This window comes from Streptomyces sp. NPDC050439 (assembly GCF_040655335.1).
In the GTDB taxonomy this organism is placed as follows: domain Bacteria; phylum Actinomycetota; class Actinomycetes; order Streptomycetales; family Streptomycetaceae; genus Streptomyces.
On the sequence record NZ_JBFAJT010000012.1, the window covers coordinates 198,953 to 222,874 of the forward strand.

The window sequence follows — 23,922 nt, forward strand, 5'->3', positions numbered from 1 at the left end:
ACGTGCCCCCGCACTCAGCCACTGCTGAGTGCGGGGGCACGTTCGCCACGAGCGGGGGGACGTCAGGCGGCGACAGGCACCGGCTGCCGCTCGTCGGCGGGCTCGTCGAACTCGTCGAGCGGCGAAGCCGACGCGTTCTCGTAGGCGTCACGGTCGAGGATCTTCTCGCGGGCGGCGACGATCACCGGGACGGCCGCCTGGCCTGCGACGTTCGTGGCCGTGCGCATCATGTCCAGGATCGGGTCGATCGCGAGGAGCAGGCCGACGCCCTCCATCGGCAGGCCCAGCGTCGACAGGGTCAGGGTCAGCATGACCGTGGCGCCCGTCAGGCCGGCCGTGGCGGCGGAACCGACCACCGAGACGAAGGCGATGAGCAGGTACTCCTTGATGCCCATCTGCACGTCGAAGATCTGCGCGACGAAGATCGCGGCGATGGCCGGGTAGATCGCGGCGCAGCCGTCCATCTTGGTCGTGGCGCCGAACGGCACCGCGAAGGACGTGTACTCCTTCGGCACGCCGAGGCGCTCGGTGACCTTCTGGGTGACCGGCATCGTGCCGACCGAGGAGCGCGAGACGAAGGCCAGCTGGATCGCGGGCCAGGCGCCCTTGAAGAACTGCAGCGGGTTGACCTTGGCGACCGTGGAGAGCAGCAGCGGGTAGACGCCGAACATCACCAGGGCGCAACCGACGTAGATGTCGACGGTGAACGTCGCGTACTTGCTGATCAGGTCCCAGCCGTAGTCGGCGATGGCGAAGCCGATGAGGCCGATGGTGCCGATCGGCGAGAGCTTGATGACCCACCACAGGGCCTTCTGGAGCAGCGCGAGCACGGACTCGCTGAGGTCCAGGATCGGCTGCGCCTTGTCACCGATCTTCAGTACGGCGATACCGGCGACGGCGGCCATGAAGACGATCTGCAGGACGTTGAGCTCGGTGAACGGCGTGATGACGTCCGTCGGGATGATCCCGGTGAGGAAGTCGATCCAGGAGCCCGAGGTCTCCGGCTTGGCGCCGTCCTTCGGGGTCAGGCCGGTGCCGGCGCCCGGGTTCGTGATGAGCCCGATCGCGAGGCCGATGACGACCGCGATCAGCGACGTGATCATGAACCAGACCAGCGTCTGCGAGGCGAGCCGCGCCGCGTTGTTGACCTTGCGCAGGTTGGTGATCGACACCAGGATCGCGAAGAAGACGAGCGGGGCGACCGCCAGCTTCAGGAGGCCGATGAAGGTGCTTCCGACCTTGTCCAGCGTGGTGACGAGCCAGGACACGTCCTGGCTGCGCGCCAGCCAGCCGAGCAGGACACCGAGGACCAGGCCGCCGAGGATCTGGGCCCAGAACGGCAGCTTGAGGAATCTGGGTATCCGGGGGCCGGACTTCGGCTGCTCGGCCTTGTCGGCCGTGGATACGGGGGAGTTCGCGGACACGGACACACTCCGGGTAATGGCGGGGGGACGTGAGGGAGCGGCGACCGCGAGGGGTCAGACGGAACGGCCTTGACGGCGCCGCTGCAGTGCAGATGTCACTTGATGCTTGTCGTCGCGCTGTGGAAGAGGCTCAGCGAGACCTCAGGGACGGCGACGACAGGCCGCGGACATGCAGCGGCAGAGATCGACATGCAGGCGCGCCACGAGCGGGACGCTCATGGCGATGCGGTGCGCGGCTGCTGTCTTCATGTCGAACACGTTAACACTTGAACTTTGAGAACATCAAAGGTCTTGTTTGAGGTAGACGAGGCCAATCACAGGCCGAGTCGCCCCCGGGGCACAAGAAACCCGCCCCGGGACGCAAGAAACCCCGGCCCGGAGCGTGGGCTCCAGTACCGGGGCTGAGGTCTGTGTGACGAAACTTACGGCTTCGCGCGGGCGGAGTCGTCGGCGAGGTCCTCCATGGTGCGGTTCGCCTCCAGGTTGGCCTTGGTGCGCTCGACGCGCTCGACGACCTGGACCGACGCCCGGTCCCGCTCCTTGCGCAGCACCACGAAGCTGATGGGCGCGGAGATGACGAGGGCGAGCAGCAGGACCCAGAGGAGGTTGGAGTCCCCGAGGCCCTTGGGCAGGGCGCCGACGTAGACAAGTCCCCAGACCGCGAAAAAGCAGCCCACGAAGACCCCGAGGCGCATCAGCGTGTAGCGGAGCATGTCAATCCACTCTTCCGTTCCGAAATAGCCCGAGTAGGACGAGCCACTCCAGTGAAGCATGGGAGGGGTCGCGCCCGGCAAGGGGGTGAGCCCTCCCCCGCGCTCAGCCGTCGCACTCAGCCGAGCGGGAGAAGCATCGTGATGTCGTCGCGGTCGTCGCCGGGGGCGACGCGGATCGCGCCGGGCACGCGCCCGACCTCCTTGTATCCGCAGGACTCGTAGAACCGGTCGACTCCCGTGCCGCCCCGGCAGGTCAGCCGGATCGCCTCGATGCCGTCGAGCCCGCGGGCGGCGTCGGCGGCGGCCGCCATGAGGTCGCGGCCGTACCCCTTGCCCTGGTGCCGGGGGTGCACCATCACGACGTACAGCCAGATCCAGTGCTTCATCAGCCGGTGGGTGTTGTACGCGAGGAAGGCGGTCGCGGCGACGGCGCCGTCCTCGTCGTACCCGACGAGCAGCCGGGTGTCTCCCTGGCTGAGCTGGGTCAGGCGCTTGAGCCACTCCGGCCGGATGTCGTCGACCGTCACGGGCGGCACGAATCCGACGGCTCCGCCGGCGTTGGACACATCGGCCCAGAGGGCGAGGACGCCGTCACGGAGGGCGGGATCGATCTCCGGGTCGAGCCGGAAGGTAAGCGTCATAGGGCGAGATTAACTATTACCCGCTTCACGCCTCAACCGCGTTCCGCATCGCGGACACCGCAGATGACGCAGTCAACGCGACGAGCCCCGGCCTGGAGAGGCCGGGGCTCGTCGTCCGTCTACAGGCCGGTCAGACCCGCATCGCCTGCGGCGTCTCGCGCAGCGACAGGTCGGGACCGTCGTACTCACGGATCGACTCGTAGCGCGTGTTCCGCTCGACCGGGCGGAAGCCCGCCTCGCGGATGAGGTCGAGCAGGTCCTCACGCGTCAGCTTGTTCGGCGTGCCGAAGTTGTCCGCGTCGTGCGTGATCTTGTACTCGACGACCGAGCCGTCCATGTCGTCCGCGCCGTGCTGGAGCGCGAGCTGCGTCGTCTGCAGGCCGTGCATGACCCAGAAGACCTTGACGTGCGGGACGTTGTCGAAGAGGAGACGCGAGACCGCGAAGGTCTTCAGGGCCTCGGCGCCCGACGCCATGGTCGTGCGCGCCTGGAGGCGGTTCCTGACCTTGCCGTCCTTCATGTCCACGAAGTCGTGCTGGTAGCGCAGCGGGATGAAGACCTGGAACCCGCCGGTCTCGTCCTGCAGTTCGCGCAGCCGCAGCACGTGGTCGACCCGGTGCCGGGGCTCCTCGATGTGGCCGTACAGCATCGTGCACGGGGTCTTGAGACCCTTCTCGTGCGCGAGGCGGTGGATGCGCGACCAGTCCTCCCAGTGGGTGCGGTGGTCCACGATGTGCTGGCGGACCTCCCAGTCGAAGATCTCCGCGCCGCCGCCGGTCAGCGACTCCAGGCCCGCCTCGATGAGCTCGTCGAGGATGTCGGAGGCCGACATCCCCGAGATCGTCTCGAAGTGGTGGATCTCCGTGGCCGTGAACGCCTTCAGGGACACGTCCGGGAGCGCCTTCTTGAGCTCGCTCAGGGAACGCGGGTAGTAGCGCCACGGCAGGTTCGGGTGCAGGCCGTTGACGATGTGCAGCTCGGTGAGGTTCTCGCCCTCCATCGCCTTGGCGAGGCGGACGGCCTCCTCGATGCGCATCGTGTACGCGTCCTTCTCGCCCGGCTTGCGCTGGAACGAGCAGTACGCGCACGAGGCGGTGCACACGTTCGTCATGTTGAGGTGACGGTTGACGTTGAAGTGCACGACGTCGCCGTTCTTGCGCGTGCGCACCTCGTGGGCGAGGCCGCCGAGCCAGGCCAGGTCGTCCGACTCGTAGAGCGCGATGCCGTCCTCGCGGGACAGCCGCTCGCCGTCCCGGACCTTCTGCTCCAGTTCGCGCTTGAGACCTGCGTCCATGCCCTCGCCCTTACCTCTCCCTACGACCCGCCACAAACCTCCGCCAACCGTACGCCCCGCGGGTCACTCCTCCTCGGGCAGCTCCCCGACGCGGTTCTCCCACTTCGTGGAGAGCACGATCGTCGTACGCGTCCTGGAGACGCCCTTCGTGCCGCTCAGCCTGCGGATCGTCTTCTCCAGGCCGTCCACGTCACTGGCCCGGACCTTGAGCATGTACGAGTCGTCGCCCGCGATGAACCAGCAGTCCTCGATCTCGTGCAGGTCCTTCAGGCGCCGCGCCACGTCCTCGTGGTCGGCGGCGTCCGAGAGGGAGATGCCGATGAGGGCGATGACGCCCAGGCCGAGCGAGGCGGAGTCGACGGTCGCGCGATAGCCGGTGATGACGCCCGCCGCCTCGAGGCGGTTGATCCGGTCCGTGACGCTCGGGCCGGAGAGGCCGACGAGCCGGCCCAGTTCGGCGTACGAGGCCCTGCCGTTCTCGCGCAGAGCCTGGATGAGCTGCCTGTCCACGGCGTCCATAGGTGCGATGCCTTTCATTATTCAGCGATACCGCGAGTCTATGTGTAGAAACCAAGGCGCAACAGGGTTTAGACCCTGCGAATCTTTCGGAATCCCCGTCGATCGGCAAGGATTCTTCGAACATGCCCGAGCTGCGGAGAAGCGCTAATCCCCCGAAGGGGCCGAGCCTCCGCCGAGCTCTCCCTTCCAGCGGCGGTACAGCTGGTGCGGCACCCCCGCCGCGTCGAGCGTCCGCCCGGCGACGAAGTCCACCAGATCCTGGATGTGCGTCGCCCCCGCGTAGAACGCCGGAGAGGCGGGCAGCACGATCGCGCCAGCCTCGTCCAGCGTCACCAAGTGCTTCAGCGTCTGTCCGTTCAGCGGCGTCTCGCGCACACAGACGACGAGTCGCCTGCCTTCCTTGAGCGTCACGCTCGCCGACCGCTGGAGCAGATCCTTCGAGAGCCCCAGCGCCACCCCGGCCACGCACGCCGTGGACGCGGGCACGATCAGCATCCCCTTGGTCGCGTACGACCCCGACGAAGGCCCGGCGGCCAGGTCCCCGGCCGCCCAGTACCGCACGTCGTCCACCGGCACGTCGAAGGTCGCGGGCTTTCCGTCGGCGCCACGGCCGAGCCACTCCCGCAGGTCCTCCTGCCAGTGCGCGTCCCTGAAGGCGATGCCCGTCTCGTCCAGGATCGTCAGCCGCGAGGCCCGCGAGACCACCAGGTCGACGCTCTCCCCCGCCGCGAGCAGCGCCCGCAGCACTGCGGCGGCATACGGGGTCCCCGAGGCCCCCGACACCCCCACGATCCAAGGCTTACGCTGCGTGTCTCCTGGCTTCACACCGTGAGCCTAGACGGTCAGTCCGCGCATCAGCAGATCGAGCAGCGCGCAGACGAAGAGCGCTATGCCGATGAAGCCGTTGACCTGGAAGAAGGCGCGGTTGAGCCGGGAGAGGTCGTGCGGCTTCACGATCGAGTGCTCGTAGACGAACGCACCGGCGACCACCGCGAGCCCCAGCCAGAAGAAGACACCCGCCCCGGTGTCCGCCGCGTACCAGACGAACAGCGCCGTGGTCACCAGGTGGCAGCCGCGCGAGCCCCAGACGGCGGCCGGGATGCCGAACCGCGCGGGCACCGACTTCACGCCGACCTCGCGGTCCGTCTCCACGTCCTGGCAGGCGTAGATCAGGTCGAAGCCGCCGATCCAGATGCCGACCGCGAGGCCGAGGATGACCGCCTGCCAGGACCACTCGCCGGTGACCGCGATCCAGGCGCCGATCGGACCGATCGCCTGGGCGAGACCGAGGATCGCCTGCGGGAAGTTCGTGAACCGCTTGCCGTACGGATAGACGACCATCGGGATCACCGCGACGGGCGCCAGCGCCAGACACAGCGGGTTGAGCAGGGCGGCGGCGCCGAGGAACACGACGAGCGCGATCAGCGCCCCGGTCCAGGCGGACTTCACCGACACCGCGCCCGTGACGAGTTCGCGGTGCGCGGTCCGCGGGTTACGGGCGTCGATCTCCCGGTCGATGATGCGGTTGGCGGCCATGGCGAACGTCCGCAGGCCGACCATGCAGATCGTGACCAGGAGCAGCCGCCCCCAGTGGATGTTCTCGTCCACCTGGAACATCGCGGTCAGTGCGGCGATGTAGGCGAAGGGCAGGGCGAAGACCGAGTGCTCGATCATGACGAGGCGCAGGAACGCCTTGACCTTGCCGGGCGGTGCGGGCTCGGGCCCGAAGAGTTCCGGGGTCGCTGAATCAGCACTCATCTTTAGAGCCCGTACTCCTTCCAGCGGCGGTCGACCTTCGACGCCGTCTCCGGGTCGGACTCGACCATGTTCGGCCAGCCCCCGTCCCGGGTGTAGCCCTCTTCGGGCAGCTTCTTCGTCGCGTCGATGCCCGCCTTGCCGCCCCAGAACTGCTGGTAGGAGGCGTGGTCGAGGTGGTCGACGGGACCTTCGGCCACCGTCAGGTCGCGCGCGTAGTCGGTGTTGCCGAGCGCGCGCCAGGACACTTCGTGCAGGTCATGGACGTCGCAATCCTTGTCCACGACCACGATCAGTTTGGTCAGCGACATCATGTGGGCGCCCCAGATGGCGTGCATGACCTTCTGCGCGTGCTTCGGGTACTTCTTGTCGATCGAGACGATCGCGCAGTTGTGGAAGCCGCCGGACTCCGGCAGGTGGTAGTCGACGATGTCCGGGACGATCACCTTGAGGAGCGGCAGGAAGAAGCGCTCGGTGGCGCGGCCGAGCGGGCCGTCCTCCGTCGGCGGGCGGCCCACCACGATCGACTGGAGCAGCGGACGCTTCCGCATCGTCACGCAGTCGATCTTCAGCGCCGGGAAGTCCTCCTGCGGCGTGTAGAAACCGGTGTGGTCGCCGAAGGGGCCCTCGGGGAGCATCTCGCCCGGCTCCAGCCAGCCCTCGATGACGACCTCGGCGTGCGCGGGCACCTGGAGCGGGACCGTCTTGCAGTCGACCATCTCCACGCGCTTGCCCTGGATGAACCCGGCCAGCATGTACTCGTCCATGTCGCCCGGCAGCGGCGCGGTGGAGGCGTACGTGACGGCGGGCGGGCAGCCGAAGGCGATCGCGACGGGGAGCTTCTCGCCCCTGCGGGCGGCCACCTGGTAGTGGTTGCGGCTGTCCTTGTGGATCTGCCAGTGCATGCCGATGGTGCGCTTGTCGTGGCGCTGGAGGCGGTACAGACCGAGGTTGCGGACGCCGGTGTCCGGGTCCTTGGTGTGCGTCAGGCCCAGGTTGAAGAAGGAGCCGCCGTCCTCGGGCCAGGTGAAGAGCGCGGGCAGCTTCTCCAGGTCGACGTCGTCGCCGGTGAGCACGACCTCCTGCACGGGCGCGTTGTCGGACTTCACCTTCTTCGGCGGCACGTGCGTCATCGCGCCGAGCTTCCCGAAGGCCTCACGCACGCCGACGAAGCCCTGCGGCAGCTCCGGCTTGAGGAGGCCGCCGATCTTGTCGCTGATCTCGCTGTACGACTTCAGGCCGAGCGCCTTCAGGAGGCGGCGGTCCGTCCCGTACACGTTCATCGCGAGGGGCATCGCCGAGCCGCGCACGTTCTCGAAGAGGAGCGCGGGGCCGCCGGCCTTCTGGACGCGGTCGGTGATCTCGCCGACCTCCAGATACGGATCGACCTCGGCCTTGATGCGCTTGAGATCGCCCTCGCGCTCCAGTGCACGGAGCAGGGAGCGAAGATCGTCATAAGCCATGCGTTCCAGTATCGGTCACCGGCTACCCTGGCCCCGTCACCGGGGTTCGTACGCCGCCCTTCCTTCGTCCTTTGGGGAATCGCGCCACCATGCTCAGGTATCTGCCGTTCCTGCTGGTCCTGGCCGTGTGGATCTATGCCTTCATCGATGTCCTGAACACTCCGGAGAAGGAGGTCAGGCATCTGCCGAAGGTGGTCTGGGTCATCATCGTGCTGCTCTTCGGCGAGGTTCTCCTCGGCCCGATCGCCTGGTTCGTCACGGGCAAGGTGCGCAAGGCGCCCGCCGCCGGAGGCGGTCCTCGCGCCGGGCGCGGCGGCCGCGGCGGACAGTGGGTGGCACCGGACGACAACCCCGAGTTCCTGAAGTCCCTCCGGGACGAGGACCCCGACCAGAAGAAGAAGGACGGCGGAAGCGACGGCTGATGGAACTACGGCTGCTCGTCACCTTCGAGAAGGTCGCGACCGTGCTCAGCTTCACGCAGGCCGCCGCCGAGCTGAAGTACGCCCAGTCCAGCGTCACCAGCCAGATCCGCTCCCTGGAGTCCTCGCTCGGCACCGAGCTCTTCGACCGGCTCGGCAGCCGCATCCGGCTCACGGACGCGGGCGAACGCCTGCTCCCCTACGCCCGGCAGATCATCGATCTCGCGGACGAGGCACGGGCCGCGGTCGTCGGCGCCGAGGAGCCGACCGGCGCGATCGCCGTCGGCACGATGGAGTCGCTGACCTCCTACCGCCTGCCCCCGCTGCTCGAACTCTTCCACCACCGCTACCCCAAGGTGCAGCTCTCGCTGCGCCCCACGCTGGGCGACGAGACCCGCCAGGCGCTGCGGCAGGGAACGTACGACGTGGGGTTCCTGATGGAGCGGGAGACCGAGCACGCGGGCCTGGAGACCGAGGTCCTGGCCGAGGAGCCGCTGGTCCTGGTCTGCGCGCCGACGCATCCGCTGGCCGCGCACGGGGCGGAGTCGCTCGCCACGGGTGATCTGGCGGCGGTGCAGCTGGTCGGCACGGAGCCGGGCTGCCCCTACCGGGATCTGTTCGAGGACGAGCTGCGGACGCGCAACGGCTCCCCGCCGCCCTTCATGGAGTTCGGCACGATCGAGGCCACCAAGCGAGGGGTCGCCGGTGGCCTCGGGGTGGCGCTCCTGCCGCGGATGGCGGTGCGCGACGAGCTGACCTCGGGAGTGCTCGTCGCGCTGCCGTGGGAGCCGCCGTTCGTCCTGCACACGCAGCTGGCGTGGCGGTCGGGCAAGCGGCTTCCGGCCCATGTGCGGCTGTTCATCGACCAGTCGGTACGGCTGGTGCGGGAGCAGACAGCGGAGCCGGCGAACCTGCCGAACCTGCCGAACCAGTAACCGTCCTAGGTGACTTGGCGCGGTTGACCTTGAGGCTCGCGAGCACGATCAGCGGTACGCCGAGCGCCTGGACGAGACCGATGTGGTGCCCGTAGACGGCCCAGTCGGCGACCATCGCGACCGCCGGGTAGGTGAAGGCGAGTACGGCGATCTTGGCGGTGGGAAGCTTCGCGTACGCCGCGTACATCAGGACGTACATCAGGCCGGTGTGGATGACGCCGAGCCCGACCAGCCAGCCCCACCCGGCGCCCGTACCGCTCATCGCGCCGAAGTCCGCGAAGGGCAGCAACAGCGGGATGCCGACGAGTACTTGGACGAGGGCGATCAGGTGGGGCCGCACCCCGGTGATGCGCTTGGTGACGAGGGTGGAGAGGCCGTAGAGCAGCGCGGCCAGGAGGGCGAAGCCGATGCCGGTGAGCGAGCCGAGGTCACCGGGCCGCACCCCGGAGACGAGGATGAGCCCGGCGAACGCGGTGGCCAGCCACATGAGTTGCTGCTTCGTCAGCCGCTCGCGGAAGATCACAGCGCTGAGCAGCACCAGCAGGAACGGCTGGGTGTGGTAGACGACGGTGGCCAGGGAGATCGAGGTCTCCTCGTACGCCTTGAAGAGGAACACCCAGTTGAAGACGATGAACGCGCCGCCGAGCGCGGCGAGTCCGAGCTTCTTCGGGGTGAGGCCGTGGCCGCGGAAGTAGCCGCGGGCGAAGGCGTAGGCCCCCAGGGCAAGGGCGCCGAACAGCACGCGGAAGAACACGACGTTGAAGGCCGACGCGCCCGACTCGACGACGAAGATCCCGAGGGTGCCGGAGAGCACCATCGCGGCGGTGAGCTGGGCCGTGCCCTTGTTCTCTGAGGTCACTGAGGTCATGCCCAAGAAGCTACGAGCGGTCGTATGCCCTGGTCCACGCGCCAGTGGGGCGTCCTGCCGATGGGGTCATCGGCGGGACCGATGGGCCCAGGCCACGGCGGTGGGCCCAGGCCTCGGGGATGGTCAGCGTTCTCGGTACGTCTCGCGCAGCTCCCGCCACGGCTCCAGGCTCCACGTCGACCAGTCCTTGGGGTGTCCGTCGAGCGCGTCGACGAGGAACTCGAAGTGGTGGTGCCAGCCGGCGAGACAGTCGAGGCGCAGCTCGTCGTCGCCCTCGAACTCATTGGTGAAGCGCAGGGCGGTCCCGGCCCTCCCCCGGGCCGCCTCCAGGTGGAACCGGCACCGGCCGTGCAGGTCGATCGTGTACTCGACGATCCGCTCCGGGGTCCATGCGGTGATGGTCCCGGAGTGGGTGGCCGACTCGTCGCCGTTGAGCCAGCGCAACGAGACGGCTCCGCCGAGCCGTGGCTCCCACACGTCGGCGGCGGCCAGCCACCCCGGGAGACCTTCCGGGGTGGCGACCGCCGTCCAGACCTTGTCCACAGGGTGGGGAAGGTGGAGCTCGTAGCCGAGGTGCTGCCTGGAGCCGTTGGTCCGGCTCGTGCCCTGCCCGATCGTCGCGGTCATGCCCCAAGCCTCACCCGGACCGCCCACGCCCGCACGCCCTGGCGTGCTTACGGGCGCTCTTACCAGGAAGGTGAGCCTGATTCGTCTCCACGCCCTCTTGTCTGTCCGCACGGCGAAGGCCGGTTCCCGTGACTGGGTCACAGAAACCGGCCTTGGGAGGCTACGGCGCTACAGCGGGAGTCAGACGGGTCAGACCCCGGCGTACGAGTGCTTGCCGGTGACGAAGATGTTCACGCCGTAGTAGTTGAACAGCCAGCAGCCGAAGGCGATCAGGGCCAGGTAGGCGGCCTTGCGGCCCTTCCAGCCGGCCGTCGCACGCGCGTGCAGGTAGCAGGCGTAGGCGACCCAGGTGATGAAGGACCAGACCTCCTTGGGGTCCCAGCCCCAGTAGCGGCCCCACGCGTCGCCCGCCCAGATCGCGCCCGCGATGATCGTGAACGTCCACAGCGGGAAGACGGCGGCGTTCACGCGGTAGGAGAACTTGTCGAGCGAGGCCGCGGCCGGGAGGCGCTCCAGGACCGAGGTCGCGAAGCGGCCGGGCTGTCCGCCCGAGGCCAGCTTGTTCTCGTAGGAGTCGCGGAAGAGGTAGAGGATCGTCGCCACGCCGGCCAGGTAGAACGTCGCGCCGCAGAAGATCGCGGTCGAGACGTGGATCCACAACCAGTACGAGTGAAGGGCGGGAACCAACTGGTCGCTGGCGGTGTACAAGACAGTGACGGCGAGACCGAGATCGAGGAGGACCGTGGTGACCAGCGGAAGGCCGAGCCAGCTGACGTTCTTCTTGAGCGCCATGAGCACGAGGTACACCCCGACGGCCATGGTGGAGAACGTCAGGTTGAACTCGTACATATTGCCCCACGGCGCCCGCTGCACCGAGAGCGCGCGGGTGAGCACACCACCGAACTCGACGAGGAACCCGAGCACGGTCAGGGACACGGCGATACGGCCGTAGAGGTCACCCTTCTCGTCCCCGGCCGACGCGCCGGGACCGTCCGGCACATCGCGGGTGCCGGTGACGGAGCGGGTGATGACCTTGGGGGCCGCCTTCGGCCGGTCGAGGACGGCGGTGCCGCCCTTGGCCTTGACGGTGACGCCGGGCGCCTTGGCGGCGGCCTCGGTCTTGGAGGTCAGCGCTGCGGCCGTGCGGCCGACCTTGCTGCGGCTGCCGAGGATCCACTCTGCCATGTGCGCGAAGAAGGCAAGGAGATAGACGGCCATCGCGGAGTACACCAGCACATTGCTGATGTTCGCGAGGTTCTCGTTCGGTTCGGCAGCGAGGGTGGTGGCGAGATTCACTTCTCAGCCCCTTCGGCAGGAACAACATCGGGGGTGGAGTCGGCATGGTCTTGGTCTTGGTCGGGCGCGCTCGGCGCCTTCTCGTGCAGATGTGCGGCGAGATCGCCCAGCTCTTCGGGCAGCTTCGCGGACTCGCTGCGGCCGAGCCCGGCCATCTCCACGACGGTCACGCCGTCGGCGCCCCGCACGGCCCGCACCCACACGCGGCGGCGCTGGATGAACAGCGATCCGGCGAGGCCGACGATGGCGGAGACCGCCCCGACGAGCGCCCACATGCTGCCGGGCTGCTGGGAGACCTGGAAGGTCGCCCAGCGCTTGATGTCCTTCTCGAAGGTGATCGAGCCGGCGCCGTTCGGCAGCTTCATCGTCTCGCCGGGCACCAGCCGCTTCTTGAAGAGCTCGCCCTTGGAGTCCTTGAACTTGGACATCTTGCTGGTGTCCAGCTGGTACACGTTCTGCGGCAGACCGGAGTCCACCCCGAGGCTTCCGTGGTACGCGGAGAGCGCGAGCACGGGGTAGTCCAGGGCGGGGAACTGGGAGAACATCTGGCCGTGGCCCTCGCCCGCGAACGTCGGCACGAAGAAGGCGTTGAAGCCGAGCTGTTCCTTCTTGCCGTTCTTGTCGCGGTAGCCGTCGAGGACCTTGATCGCGCCGGTGGCCGTGCCGTTGGAGTCGATCGGCAGGAGCGGGACGGACTGGGTGCCGACGACCTTGCCCTTCCCGTCGCGCACGGTGACCGTCGGGGCGTAGCCCTGGCCGATGAGGTAGACCTTCGAGCCGTCGACCTCGAGCGGCTTGTTGACCTCGATGGCCTTCTTCTTCTCGGGGCCGTCGATGCCCTCGCTGTAGGTGACGTTCGCCCGGTAGGTGCGGGCGGTGCCCTTCTCGGGGCCCTTCCTCTCGAACGACGACTCGAAGCTGTCCAGCTTGAAGCTGAAGGGCGCCAGGTCGTCGGTGTTGAAGAGGTTGCCGGACTTGAAGTTGTCGTACTGGGTGAGGGTGTTGGAGAACCCGTCGCCCTGGACGATGAGCTTGCCGCCCTCGGACTTGAACAGGGCCCCGACGGCGAAGGCCACCAGGAGCACGATCAGCGAGACGTGGAAGAAGAGATTGCCCGCCTCCCGCAGGTAGCCCTTCTCCGCGGCGACAGACGCCCCCGCGCCGCCCTTGCCCGCCGTGAGGTCCGCGCGGAAGCGCCGCCCCTTGAACAGGCCGAGCGCGGCCTCGTGGACCTCGTCGGGCGCGGCCTCGGTGCGCCACGTGGTGTAGGCCGGCAGCCGGTCGAGCCGTTTGGGCGCGCCCGGCGGACGGCCGCGCAGCTGTCCCACGAACTGCCAGGTGCGGGGCACGATGCAGCCGATGAGCGAGATGAAGAGAAGGATGTAGATCGCCGAGAACCACACGGAGCTGTAGACGTCGAACAGCTGGAACTTCTCGTAGAGCGGCCCGAGCGTGGTGTGGGCCTTCTTGAAGTCCTGGACCTTCAGCTCGTCGATGCCGGTCTGCGGGATCAGCGAACCGGGGATCGCGCCGAGCGAGAGGAGGAGGAGGAGGAGCAGCGCGACCCGCATCGAGGTCAGCTGCCGCCACATCCACCGGACCCAGCCGACGACCTCACGGCCCGTCCAGGCCAGCCAGCCGGTGACCCCGGGGGCACGCTTGCCGCCGAAGGAGCCGGGCATCACACGGTCGACGGGGGCGGTGGACAGCTGGGAGCCCGCGGCGCCGAGATCGCTCTCGGTCTGCTCTTCGGGGGCTTCGGTCTTGCTCATGGATCAGATCCCCACCGTGTAGCCGTTGGACCAGACCTGCATCTCCTGCACGATGCTGTCCCACACTCCGGTGACGAGGAGCAGCCCGGTCGCGATCATCATGATGCCGCCGATGCGCATCACCCAGACGTAGTGCTTCTTCACCCAGCTGAACGCGCCGAGCGCCTTGCGGAAGGCGATCGCCGCGAGGATGAACGGCAGCCCGAGCCCCACGCAGTACGCGACGCTCAGTATGGCCCCGCGCCCCGCGCTCCCCTGGTCGAGTGCCAGGGAGTTGACGGACGTGAGCGTGGGCCCCACGCAGGGCGCCCAGCCCACGGCGAACAGCGCGCCGAGCAGCGGCGCCCCCGCGAGCCCGGCGGCCGGCTTCTTGTGGAAGCGGAACTCCCGCTGGGACAGCCAGGGCATGAGCCCCATGAAGAAGATGCCGAGCGCGATCATCAGGACGCCGAGCACCTTGGTGATGACGTCCTGGTAGTCCTGCAGGTTCTGCCCGACATATCCGAAGAGCGCGCCGGTGGAGACGAAGACGGCGGTGAACCCGAGCACGAAGAGCCCGGCCCCCGCGGCCATCCGCCCCCGCTTGGCCTCCGCGAGGTCGGTGCCGCCGACCCCGGTGACGTACGACAGATAGCCCGGCACGAGCGGCAGGACGCACGGGGAGAAGAAGGAGACGAGACCGCCGAGGACCGCGACGGGCAGTGCGAGGAGCAGCGCGCCGTTCATGACGGTCTGGTTCGCTTCGCCGACGGCGGCGAGAGTGGACATCACGGGGAGATCACTTCTCCGCGATCAGCGGGTCGATCATCTTGCGCAGCTTCTCTTCGCTGAGCGCTTGCTGCGAGCGGGCCGCGATCTTGCCCTCGCGGTCGAGGACGATCGTGGAGGGGATGAACTTCGGGTTCATCGTGCCCTTGGGGAAGCGCAGCATCAGCTTGCCCATCGGATCGTGCAGGCTCGGGTAGGAGATCTTCCACTCCTTCTCGAACGTCAGCGCCGGACCCTTCTGCGGGTCACGGGTGTTGATCCCGATGAACTGCACGTCCTTGTCCGCGGTGTCCTTCGAGACCTTCGCGAAGTTCGGGGCCTCGGCCCGGCAGGGCGAACACCAGGAGCCCCACACGTTCAGGACGACGACCTTGCCCTTGTAGTCGTCGACGTCCAGGTGCTTGCCGGTGAGGGTCTCCCCCTCCAGCTTCGGCCCGTCCTGGCGCTCGCCCTTGTCGGCGGTGGCGATGCCGTCGGAGCCGGTGACGAAGTTGGTGTTGCCGGAGCCACCGGACGTGCCGCCGGAGCTGCACGCCGACAGGACCAGCGCGGCGACCGCGGCCCCGGCGCCCAGCAGGGCGGCGCGGCTACGGCTGCGGTTCGTGCTGTGGGGGGCGCGGCAGGCGGCACTCATGTGAAAAGTTTCGCATGTCTGATTCGGGGATCTTCCGCACCCCCCGAGGTTGCGGAAAGTCCCATTTCAGACGGCCTTCCCGAGTCCCTTCCAGCCACCGGTGGGCTCCTGGCCGACCTCAAGGCCCTGCAGGTCGGCGAGGACCTTCGGGTCCTGCACGTCGAGCCAGTCGACGAACTGGCGGAAGGAGACCAGACGCACGTCCTTCTTTCCGGCCATGTGCTTCAGGGCCGCCTCGACGGCGTCCATGTAGATGCCGCCGTTCCACTCCTCGAAGTGGTTGCCTATGAAGAGCGGCGCGCGGTTGGTCTCGTAGGCGCGCTTGAACCCGGCGATGTAGGACTCGGTGGCCTGCTTGCGCCAGCCCGGATAGTTGGCCGGCGGGGCCTTCGTGGAGTTCTGCGACTGGTTGGCCAGGATGTTGTAGTCCATGGACAGGACCTCGAAGGAGTGCCCGGGGAACGGCATGGCCTGCAGCGGCAGATCCCAGACGCCCATCTTCTTCTGGGGCCAGCGCTGCCGGCCGCCGGGCGACGAGGCGTCGTAGCGCCAGCCGAGCTTCTTCGCCGTCGGCAGCAGGTTGTCCTGGCCCAGGAGACAGGGCGTGCGGCCGCCGATGAGTTCCTTGTCGTAGTCGAAAGGCAGCGACGGCAGATCGGTCCAGCCGGTATTCGTGCGCCATTCCTTGACGAACGAGGTGGCCTGGTCGATTTCGCTCTGCCATTGCGCGGGCGTCCAGTTGGCGACCGTGCCGCTGCCCGCGCAGAAGTGTCCGTTGAAGTGCGTGCCGATCTCATGGCCTTCGAGCCATGCCTGCCGGACGTACTTCAGCGTCTCCTTGATGTGACCGTCGGTGAGATATCCGATGTCGGAGGCGCCGACCCTGTTGTTCGGCGGCTTGTACATCCGCTTCTTCGACTCGGGCAGGAGATAAAGACCGGAGAGGAAGAACGTCATCCCCGCGTCGTGTTCCTCGGCGAGCTTCAGAAAACGCGGGAAGAGCCCGTTGCCGACCTCGCCCGCACCGTCCCAGGAGAAGATCACGAACTGCGGGGGCGTCTCGCCCGGCTGAAGGGGAACGGGCTTGCCCGGCTGGTGCGGCTGCTTGCCGGTGTACGAGGTCGAGCCGTCACCGATGGGCTTCGCCGGGCGCTTGCCGCCGCCCTTGCCGCCGCTGCCGCCGTCGACCCCGTCCGCGGAACCCGCCGAATGACTGCCGCCGCCCGTGCCGCAGCCGGCAAGTCCCAAAGCGGCCGCGGTCCCCACGCCGAGGCCGAGCATTCCCCTGCGACTTATGTCGCGCATTCCATCCCCATTCGTCGCGCCCTGCAGCCCTGCATGCGTCCATGCACGATGGACGCCCCGTTAGAGGGCACGACGAAGAAGGGGGTTCCTGGCAACAGGCACATATTTGGCGCCTTTTACCAAGAATGGACATACAGTCGCGAGCCGATTACCTGGCGTGGGCGCCCCGAAGGCGCGCGGGGAACTGCGCGCTCAGCCACGACGACGCCGCGGACAATCGACGGCAATACCAGCGGAGCGCTTACGCACCGAAGGCCTTGGCCTTACCCTTCACCGGCTTGGCGCCCGCCAGGAGATGCGCGGGAACGAGATCCCGCGCGGGCTCCGTGTAACCGACGGACACGATCTTGTCGCCGCGGTACGTGAACGTCGTGAGCGACGCGAGCGTGCACTGCCGCTTGCGCGGGTCGTGCCACAGGCGCCGCTTCTCCACGAAGCTCCGCACGATCCAGATCGGCAACTGATGGCTGACGCACACCGCTTCATGCCCGCGGGCCGCGTCCCGCGCCGCGTCCAGGGCGCCCATCATCCGCACGACCTGCTCGACGTACGGCTCGCCCCAGGACGGCTTGAAGGGGTTGACCAGGTGCTTCCAGTTCTCCGGGTTCTTCAGCGCGCCGTCGCCGACACCGAAGGTCTTGCCCTCGAAGACGTTGCCCGCCTCGATGAGCCGCCCGTCCGTCGCCAGGTCCAGGCCCTGCGCCTTGGCGATCGGCGTCGCCGTCTCCTGCGCGCGGTCGAGCGGCGAGGCCACGACGTGCGTGATGTCACGCGGGGCCAGGTGCTCGGCGACCCGGTCGGCCATCTGCCGGCCGAGATCGGAGAGGTGGTAGTCCGGCAGGCGCCCGTAAAGGATCCCGTCCGGGTTCTCCACCTCCCCGTGGCGCATCACGTGGACGACTGTGAGCTCGCTGCCCGCACTCATGCGGTGGCCTCCGTGGTGGGTTCAGTGGCTTCGGCGGCCGCGCGCGCCGCCGCGGGCAGGGCCGCGGCGATCTTCTCGACGGCCCGCTCGTCGTGGGCGGTGGAAACAAACCAGGACTCGAAGGCAGACGGCGGGAGATACACGCCCTGCGACAGCATCGAGTGGAAGAACGCGGTGAAGCGGAAGGACTCCTGGGTCTTCGCGTCGTCGTAGTTCCGCACCTCGCGCTCGGTGAAGAAGACGGAGAACATGTTCGACGCGTTCTGCAGCCGGTGCGCGACGCCCTCCTTGGAGAGCGCGTCGGTGACGAGACCGCGCAGCTGCCCGGAGACCACGTCGACCTTGTCGTACGCGTCGTCGTCCAGGAGCCGCAGCTGCGCGAGGCCCGCGGCCGTCGCGATCGGGTTCCCCGACAGGGTGCCCGCCTGGTAGACGGGGCCGACCGGGGCGAGGTGCTCCATGACGTCGGCCCGGCCACCGAAAGCGGCGGCCGGGAAGCCGCCGCCCATGACCTTGCCGAAGGTCATCAGATCGGGCCGCACCCCGTCGACGCCGAACCAGCCCGCCTTCGACGTACGGAAGCCGGTCATGACCTCGTCCGAGATGAACAGCGCGCCGTTCTCCCTGCACAGGTCCGCGAGGCCCTGGTTGAAGCCCTCGCGCGGCGGCACGACGCCCATGTTGCCGGGCGACGCCTCGGTGATGACGCAGGCGATCTCACCGGCGTTCGCGGCGAACGCGGCACGCACGGCCTCGATGTCGTTGTACGGGACGACGATCGTGTCGCCCGCCTGGGCGCCGGTGACGCCGGGGGTGTCCGGGAGCCCGAACGTGGCGAGCCCGGAGCCCGCAGCGGCGAGCAGCGCGTCCACGTGACCGTGGTAACACCCGGCGAACTTGATGATCTTGGCGCGGCCGGTGAACCCGCGCGCGAGACGGATCGCGGACATCGTCGCCTCGGTGCCGCTGGAGACGAGCCGCACCTGCTCGACGGGCTCGATGCGCGCGACGATCTCCTCGGCGAGCGCGACCTCGCCCTCGCCGGGCGTGCCGAAGGACGTGCCGCGCGCGACGGCCTCCTGAACTGCGGCGATCACTTCGGGGTGGGAGTGGCCGAGGATCATCGGCCCCCACGAGCAGACGAGGTCGACGTACTCACGGCCGTCGGCGTCCGTGAGGTACGGACCGGTACCGGACACCATGAAGCGGGGCGTACCGCCCACAGCGCGGAAAGCGCGCACGGGAGAGTTCACACCACCGGGCGTCACGGCCGCCGCACGGTCGAAGAGAGTCTGCGAAACTGGGGCGCTATACGGGAAGCTCACATGAACCATGGTGTCAGAGGCTTCGGACATCCTGCGGACAGGTGTTTCACTCGACGTTTTAGCCGGTGACCGTGGGGGAGGTCACTGACACGATGATCGGGTTGCGCGGCGGGGGCCGCGAGGCCTAGAAAAGCAGGGGCGGGCGCCCTGGAAAAGCAGTCGGGTGGAGATATGCATCGCGGTGGCGGACTGGGCGAGGGGACCGACGGCCTGGGCCCGCGGCGTGCCCGGCGGATCGGCAGGCACCGGCGCGAGGCGGAAGCGGCCGAGGCTGAGGCCTTGGCACGGGGCGGCGAGACGGAGCAGGACCGGGCGGGAACCAGGAGTGGCCGGGTGGGTGGGGTGACCTACAAGTACTTCGGAGCTCCGGACGGCGCGACCGCCGCCCGCGTGCCCATCTCGATGCGTCCGGAGGAGCTCGGCGGTGATGAGCTCGGCATGGGCGGCATGTTCACGAAGATCAAGCCGGAGACCGTCGCCGCGATGGTCCTGACCGGTATCGAGGGCATACCCCTGTCCAAGGTGCCCCCTCTCGAACTGGTCGTGCTGCACCCCGACTACGCCGTGGTGAAGCTCCCCATGACGGTCGTCGACCCGCTGCGCGGCGTCGGCGAGGAGTCGGTCGGCGCCGCGGCCTTCATCTGGTCCACGGTCCCCGACCGCGGCGGCCCGCGCGACGCGTTCAACGTCTACCAACTGCTGCACGAATGGCAGGACTTCAGCCACCGGCTGCACGACGCGGGGCACCAGGCGTACTGCTTGGTGTGGCCCTGACCTGAGCCCCGCGTACGCCTGATCTACTCCGGCCGCAGTGATGCCAGTTGCTGCTCGAAGGGGATCAGCTCCTCTTCGCGTACGGGAGCGGGCCGCATGAGCCCGGCCAGCTCGGCCGCGGCCCGCTCGATGCGCCCGTCCAGGCCGTCCGCACCCCAGTCCTCGGACGCCGCGTACACGGCAGTCGGTACGACCACCGCCCGCAGGTAGGCGAACAGCGGACGCAGCGCGTGCTCCAGGGCCAGCGAATGGCGCGGGGTGCCGCCGGTCGCCGCGATCAGGACCGGCGTACCGGCGAGCGCGTCCTTGTCCAGGACCGTCAGGACGTCGAAGAACGACTTGAACAGACCGCTGTAGGAGGCGGAGAAGATCGGCGTGACGGCGATCAGACCGTCCGCTCCCTTCACCGCCTCGGCCGCCGCGCCCAGCTCCGGGCCCGGGAAACCGGTGACGTAGTTGTGCGCGATCTCCACCGCCAGGTCGCGGAGTTCCACGACCTGGATCTCCACGTCGGCGTGGCGCCCGGTGGCCGCCGCGAGGCGGTCGGCCAGGAGGCGGGTGGAGGAGGGGACGCTGAGACCGGCGGAGACGATCACGAGCTTCATACGGAGATCTCCTTGCCCTGCGAGGCCAGACGGATGGCGTGCGTCGGCGCGTCCGGCACGGTCGCCGGGCGGTTCTTGGCGAACTCCTCGCGCAGGACCGGGACGACCTCCTCGCCGAGGATGTCCAGCTGCTCCAGGACGGTCTTGAGGGGCAGGCCCGCGTGGTCCATCAGGAAGAGCTGGCGCTGGTAGTCCCCGACGGTGTCGCGGAAGGACAACGTCCGCTCGATCACCTGCTGCGGCGAACCGACGGTCAGCGGCGTCTGGGAAGTGAACTCCTCCAGGGAGGGCCCGTGCCCGTAGACGGGAGCATTGTCGAAGTACGGCCTGAACTCCTTGACCGCGTCCTGGGAGTTCTTGCGCATGAAGACCTGCCCGCCGAGCCCGACGATCGCCTGCTCCTCGGTGCCGTGCCCGTAGTGCGCGTACCGGCGGCGGTAGAGGTCGACCATCTTCTTGGTGTGCTCCTGCGGCCAGAAGATGTTGTTGTGGAAGAAGCCGTCCCCGTAGTACGCGGCCTGCTCGGCGATCTCCGGGGAGCGGATGGAGCCGTGCCAGACGAAGGGCGCGACGCCGTCGAGCGGGCGGGGCGTCGAGGTGAACGACTGCAGGGGCGTACGGAACTTGCCCTCCCACGTCACGACGTCCTCGCGCCACAGGCGGTGCAGGAGCGCGTAGTTCTCGACGGCGAGGTTGATGCCCTCGCGGATGTCCTTGCCGAACCACGGGTACACCGGGCCGGTGTTGCCGCGGCCCATCATCACGTCGACCCGGCCCTCGGCGAGGTGCTGGAGCATCGCGAAGTCCTCGGCGATCTTCACCGGGTCGTTCGTGGTGATGAGGGTGGTGGAGGTGGAGAGGATCAGGTTCTCGGTGCGGGCGGCGATGTAGCCGAGCATCGTGGTGGGCGAGGAGGGGACGAACGGCGGGTTGTGGTGCTCGCCGGTCGCGAAGACGTCGAGCCCGACCTCCTCGGCCTTCAGCGCGATGGCCACCATCGCCTTGATGCGCTCGTGCTCGGTGGGGGTGCGGCCCGTCGTGGGATCGGGCGTCACGTCGCCGACGCTGAAGATCCCGAACTGCATGCCGGACCCGGTCCCGGACTGCGACTGCATGGCTGACTCACTCTCCGCAGGTTGTTGACTGTTCAACTATACCTACGGAACGGTGGGGTGCCGAGGGGTATTCCCGGGACCCCCCGGGAGGCCCGAGCAGGCGTCGTCGCTCCGACCCGGCTGCCTGCCAGGCTGTATCGCCTGCCAGGCGCTATGGCCTGGCAGGCGATACAGCCTGCCAGGCGTTACGGCGTCCAGCGCGGGTCGCGGCCCGTCTCGGCCAGGAGCCGTTCGAGCTCGGAGGCGCCCTCGGGCACGGGAAGCGGCTCCCCGAACACGCCCATCTTCCGGGCCGTCGGCCCCAGGCCCGCCACCGCTTCCCGCAGCGCGGCGACGACACCGCTGCTCTCCGGAGCGGGCTCGTACGCCTGCCCCGTCGCCCGCGCCAGGTCCCAGGCGTGCACCGTCAGGTCGAGCAGCGCCATCGAGCCGACGGTCTTCGCGGGCATGTCCATCGCCCCCGTGGTGCCCTCGTCGGCGCCGGGCGCGGCCCACGCGGCGACCAGCTTCCCCGCCTCGTCGCCGAAACGCTCGCGCCAGTCAGGCCCCTCCGCGACGACATCAGGAGCCTCGGCACCGAAGTCGGAGTTCTGCTTGGCGGCGAGCGCCTGGAACTGGACGATCACCTGAAAGAGGTGATTGACCAGGGCCTTCACGTCGTACTCGGCACAGGGAGTGGCTGCGGCAAGGCGCTCGTCCGGGATCGCGCGGACCACGGGGACGGCTCGGTCGGTGGCCGCCTTCAACAGGTCGGCAATGCTGTTCTCACTCATGCCGTGACCGTAGGCCGACGACCACTCCCCTGGCTTGAAGAAACGCGACAGGGCACCGGACCCGGACCCCGGCCCCGACCCCGTCATACGATCCAGCCATGGCCGACGCCGACGCCTCCCCCTCCGCCCCGCGCAGCGACACCAAGGGCATCGTCGACGCCGCCGGGCTCCTCGCCCGCGCACGGTTCCGCCGGCACCTGGCGACGCCCGTGCTGCGCCCCTACGTGGAGCAGTACTGGCTGATCGACTGGGACCTCTCCCAGCCCTACGCCTCCCACGTCGTGCCGCACCCGTCCGTGAACGTCGTCTTCCAGAGGCTCCCCGGACAGGAACCCTTCGCCGAGGTGGCGGGAATCGGACTCGACCTCTTCACGCAGAAACTGGAGGGGCGGGGGCGGGTCTGCGGCGTGAAGTTCCGCCCCGGCGGCTTCCGGCCGTTCGCCCCGGCGGCCCCGGTGTCCGCGTGGACGGGACGCCGGATGCTGCCGCTGGAGGAGGTCTTCGAGGAAATCCCCGAGAACGCCCTGGACGCGGTCCTGACCCCGGACGACGAGCACGCGCGCGTGGCGGCACTCGACGCCTTCCTGCTGGCCCTCGGCCCCACCCCCGACCCGCAGGCGGACCTCGCCATGACCCTGGCCGAACGCATCCGCACGGACCGAGCGATCCGCCGGGTCAGCGAGTTCGCCCGCGCCCAGGGCATGTCCGTACGCACGCTGCAGCGGCTGTTCTCCACGTACGTGGGAGTCGGCCCGAAGTGGATGATCCTGCGCCACCGCATCCACGAGGCACTGGAGCACGCGGAAACGGGCGAGGACGTGGACTGGGCGGACGTGGCCGACGCACTCGGCTACGCCGACCAGGCCCACCTCATCAGGGACTTCACGGCAACGGTGGGAGTACCACCGACGGCGTACGCGCCGCAGTGACGCGAAGGCCGCGGCTCAGGGACGCGGAAGCTTTGCGGGAGTCTCAAGAGTTCCGGGAGTCTCCAGGTCGACGCTCCAGTCGTTGCACCGCATCCAACGCCCCTTCGGATACTCGAAGTCGTGCTCGCCCCCAGGCGTGAAGCCGGCCTTACGGCACACCCCGTTGGAAGCCGCGTGGTCCGCGGCGGGAAAAGCGTGCAGCCGCCGGTGCCGCCCGGCGGCCCGCGCCTCCTCCACGACCAGCCGCGCGGCCGACGCCGCGATGCCCCGACCCTGGAACCCGGGCAGCACGCCCCACCCCGTCTCCCAGACGGACTCGCCCTGCCAGGACGTCTCCCAGTACCCGATCGAACCGACGGCCTCACCGTCCAGGGCTATCCGGAACATCTGCCCCCGCTCGTCCAGCGCGAGGTAGCGCCGATGCCTGGATTCCAACTGCTCCCGCGTCTCGGGACCACCCAAGTGAGCGGTCATCGCAGCGGAGTTACAGGCGACCAGCAACCCGAAGTCACTCTCCGCCCAAGGAACAAGAACCGGACCGGCCACCAACGATCTCTCCATACGACCAAGCTACGGCGAGGGTCTGACAACGCCCTCCGAAGACGCACGCCCCTCAGTGCTCTTCGCATTCCCCATGCCACGATTCCCCCATGCTCATCGCCCGCTCCGCCGCTATCTTCGTCCTCGCCGCGCTCTTCGAGATCGGCGGCGCCTGGCTCGTCTGGCAAGGCGTGCGCGAACACAAGGGGTGGGCGTGGATCGGCGCGGGCGTCATCGCGCTCGGCGTGTACGGCTTCGTGGCCACGCTCCAGCCGGACGCCGAGTTCGGCCGCATCCTCGCCGCGTACGGCGGCGTCTTCGTCGCCGGATCGATCGCCTGGGGCATGGTCGCCGACGGCTACCGCCCCGACCGCTGGGACGTGACCGGGGCGCTGATCTGCCTCGCGGGCATGGCCGTAATCATGTACGCGCCACGAGCCCGCTAGGCAGGCGTCGACCTATCCTGGCGGAACAGGCCAGGAACACACGTACGCCCAAGGAGT

The 23,922-nt window shown here is 68.7% G+C and carries 26 protein-coding genes; 5 read left to right on the plus strand and 21 right to left on the minus strand.

The window, feature by feature from the left end; genetic code table 11:
* Positions 1–62: 62 nt before the first annotated feature.
* The 8 genes from AB0I66_RS39130 to AB0I66_RS39165 all read right to left on the minus strand — a co-directional run bounded on the left by AB0I66_RS39130 (position 63) and on the right by AB0I66_RS39165 (position 7,809).
* Complete coding sequence (locus AB0I66_RS39130; RefSeq protein ID WP_363212827.1) at positions 63–1,424, minus strand: dicarboxylate/amino acid:cation symporter; 1,362 nt, start codon at positions 1,422–1,424, stop codon at positions 63–65.
* Positions 1,425–1,846: 422 nt separating this feature from the next.
* Positions 1,847–2,137: a DUF4229 domain-containing protein gene (locus AB0I66_RS39135; RefSeq protein WP_363212828.1), complete on the minus strand. Its 291-nt coding sequence runs from the start codon at positions 2,135–2,137 to the stop codon at positions 1,847–1,849.
* A gap of 116 nt (positions 2,138–2,253) precedes the next feature.
* A complete protein-coding gene (locus AB0I66_RS39140) occupies positions 2,254–2,778 on the minus strand; it encodes a GNAT family N-acetyltransferase (protein WP_363212829.1) in 525 nt (174 codons plus the stop codon).
* A gap of 130 nt (positions 2,779–2,908) precedes the next feature.
* Entirely contained in the window at positions 2,909–4,072 is a 1,164-nt protein-coding gene (gene mqnE, locus AB0I66_RS39145; protein WP_363212830.1) for an aminofutalosine synthase MqnE, read from the minus strand.
* A 63-nt stretch (positions 4,073–4,135) separates the two neighbouring features.
* Entirely contained in the window at positions 4,136–4,591 is a 456-nt protein-coding gene (locus tag AB0I66_RS39150) for an Lrp/AsnC family transcriptional regulator (protein ID WP_160510435.1), read from the minus strand.
* A gap of 144 nt (positions 4,592–4,735) precedes the next feature.
* Complete coding sequence (locus AB0I66_RS39155; RefSeq protein ID WP_363212831.1) at positions 4,736–5,416, minus strand: UbiX family flavin prenyltransferase; 681 nt, start codon at positions 5,414–5,416, stop codon at positions 4,736–4,738.
* A 9-nt stretch (positions 5,417–5,425) separates the two neighbouring features.
* Positions 5,426–6,349 carry a menaquinone biosynthesis prenyltransferase MqnP gene (gene mqnP, locus AB0I66_RS39160; RefSeq protein ID WP_363212832.1) on the minus strand — a complete coding sequence of 308 codons (924 nt, stop codon included), beginning with the start codon at positions 6,347–6,349 and terminating at the stop codon, positions 5,426–5,428.
* A 2-nt stretch (positions 6,350–6,351) separates the two neighbouring features.
* Complete coding sequence (locus tag AB0I66_RS39165) at positions 6,352–7,809, minus strand: menaquinone biosynthesis decarboxylase (RefSeq protein WP_363212833.1); 1,458 nt, start codon at positions 7,807–7,809, stop codon at positions 6,352–6,354.
* Between the two features lie 89 nt (positions 7,810–7,898).
* Here AB0I66_RS39165 and AB0I66_RS39170 point away from each other — a divergent pair, with 89 nt between their 5' ends.
* Positions 7,899–8,231: a PLD nuclease N-terminal domain-containing protein gene (locus AB0I66_RS39170; protein ID WP_363212834.1), complete on the plus strand. Its 333-nt coding sequence runs from the start codon at positions 7,899–7,901 to the stop codon at positions 8,229–8,231.
* Complete coding sequence (locus AB0I66_RS39175) at positions 8,231–9,163, plus strand: LysR family transcriptional regulator (RefSeq protein WP_363212835.1); 933 nt, start codon at positions 8,231–8,233, stop codon at positions 9,161–9,163. Before AB0I66_RS39170 ends, AB0I66_RS39175 begins: the two co-directional genes overlap by 1 nt.
* On the opposite strand, the gene AB0I66_RS39180 is transcribed toward AB0I66_RS39175, so the two are convergent.
* From AB0I66_RS39180 to hemL, 9 genes are all read right to left on the minus strand, one after another.
* The gene (locus AB0I66_RS39180) at positions 9,087–10,031 is read right to left on the minus strand and encodes a DMT family transporter (RefSeq protein WP_363212836.1); all 945 of its coding nucleotides are present in this window, start codon (positions 10,029–10,031) and stop codon (positions 9,087–9,089) included. The genes AB0I66_RS39175 and AB0I66_RS39180 overlap by 77 nt on opposite strands.
* 123 nt (positions 10,032–10,154) lie before the next feature.
* Complete coding sequence (locus AB0I66_RS39185; protein ID WP_363212837.1) at positions 10,155–10,658, minus strand: SRPBCC domain-containing protein; 504 nt, start codon at positions 10,656–10,658, stop codon at positions 10,155–10,157.
* 189 nt (positions 10,659–10,847) lie between these two features.
* Positions 10,848–11,954, minus strand: coding sequence for a c-type cytochrome biogenesis protein CcsB (gene ccsB, locus AB0I66_RS39190; protein WP_363212838.1), 1,107 nt, complete (start codon positions 11,952–11,954; stop codon positions 10,848–10,850).
* Complete coding sequence (locus AB0I66_RS39195; RefSeq protein WP_363212839.1) at positions 11,951–13,726, minus strand: cytochrome c biogenesis protein ResB; 1,776 nt, start codon at positions 13,724–13,726, stop codon at positions 11,951–11,953. Before AB0I66_RS39195 ends, ccsB begins: the two co-directional genes overlap by 4 nt.
* 3 nt (positions 13,727–13,729) lie before the next feature.
* Complete coding sequence (locus AB0I66_RS39200) at positions 13,730–14,494, minus strand: cytochrome c biogenesis protein CcdA (protein WP_363212840.1); 765 nt, start codon at positions 14,492–14,494, stop codon at positions 13,730–13,732.
* A gap of 10 nt (positions 14,495–14,504) precedes the next feature.
* Positions 14,505–15,128, minus strand: a complete 624-nt coding sequence (locus AB0I66_RS39205; RefSeq protein ID WP_363212841.1) for a TlpA disulfide reductase family protein — start codon at positions 15,126–15,128, stop codon at positions 14,505–14,507.
* A 66-nt stretch (positions 15,129–15,194) separates the two neighbouring features.
* The gene (locus AB0I66_RS39210) at positions 15,195–16,433 is read right to left on the minus strand and encodes a hypothetical protein (RefSeq protein WP_363212842.1); all 1,239 of its coding nucleotides are present in this window, start codon (positions 16,431–16,433) and stop codon (positions 15,195–15,197) included.
* Positions 16,434–16,674: 241 nt separating this feature from the next.
* Positions 16,675–17,358: a histidine phosphatase family protein gene (locus AB0I66_RS39215; RefSeq protein WP_363212843.1), complete on the minus strand. Its 684-nt coding sequence runs from the start codon at positions 17,356–17,358 to the stop codon at positions 16,675–16,677.
* Complete coding sequence (hemL, locus tag AB0I66_RS39220; RefSeq protein WP_363212844.1) at positions 17,355–18,692, minus strand: glutamate-1-semialdehyde 2,1-aminomutase; 1,338 nt, start codon at positions 18,690–18,692, stop codon at positions 17,355–17,357. Before hemL ends, AB0I66_RS39215 begins: the two co-directional genes overlap by 4 nt.
* A gap of 324 nt (positions 18,693–19,016) precedes the next feature.
* Between hemL and AB0I66_RS39225 the strand changes: the two genes are divergently transcribed.
* Positions 19,017–19,457, plus strand: coding sequence for a hypothetical protein (locus AB0I66_RS39225; RefSeq protein WP_363212845.1), 441 nt, complete (start codon positions 19,017–19,019; stop codon positions 19,455–19,457).
* Between the two features lie 23 nt (positions 19,458–19,480).
* Here AB0I66_RS39225 and AB0I66_RS39230 read toward each other — a convergent pair whose 3' ends face one another.
* The 3 genes from AB0I66_RS39230 to AB0I66_RS39240 all read right to left on the minus strand — a co-directional run bounded on the left by AB0I66_RS39230 (position 19,481) and on the right by AB0I66_RS39240 (position 21,950).
* Entirely contained in the window at positions 19,481–20,062 is a 582-nt protein-coding gene (locus AB0I66_RS39230) for an FMN reductase (protein WP_363212846.1), read from the minus strand.
* The gene (locus AB0I66_RS39235) at positions 20,059–21,147 is read right to left on the minus strand and encodes an LLM class flavin-dependent oxidoreductase (RefSeq protein WP_363212889.1); all 1,089 of its coding nucleotides are present in this window, start codon (positions 21,145–21,147) and stop codon (positions 20,059–20,061) included. Before AB0I66_RS39235 ends, AB0I66_RS39230 begins: the two co-directional genes overlap by 4 nt.
* A gap of 215 nt (positions 21,148–21,362) precedes the next feature.
* Positions 21,363–21,950 (minus strand): TIGR03086 family metal-binding protein, encoded by a 588-nt coding sequence (locus AB0I66_RS39240; protein WP_363212847.1) that lies wholly within the window; start codon positions 21,948–21,950, stop codon positions 21,363–21,365.
* A gap of 98 nt (positions 21,951–22,048) precedes the next feature.
* Here AB0I66_RS39240 and AB0I66_RS39245 point away from each other — a divergent pair, with 98 nt between their 5' ends.
* A complete protein-coding gene (locus tag AB0I66_RS39245; RefSeq protein ID WP_363212848.1) occupies positions 22,049–22,879 on the plus strand; it encodes a helix-turn-helix domain-containing protein in 831 nt (276 codons plus the stop codon).
* A 15-nt stretch (positions 22,880–22,894) separates the two neighbouring features.
* On the opposite strand, the gene AB0I66_RS39250 is transcribed toward AB0I66_RS39245, so the two are convergent.
* Positions 22,895–23,440, minus strand: a complete 546-nt coding sequence (locus tag AB0I66_RS39250) for a GNAT family N-acetyltransferase (RefSeq protein ID WP_363212849.1) — start codon at positions 23,438–23,440, stop codon at positions 22,895–22,897.
* Between the two features lie 89 nt (positions 23,441–23,529).
* On the opposite strand from AB0I66_RS39250, the gene AB0I66_RS39255 reads away from it, so the two are divergent.
* Entirely contained in the window at positions 23,530–23,865 is a 336-nt protein-coding gene (locus AB0I66_RS39255) for a YnfA family protein (protein WP_363212850.1), read from the plus strand.
* Positions 23,866–23,922 lie beyond the last annotated feature (57 nt).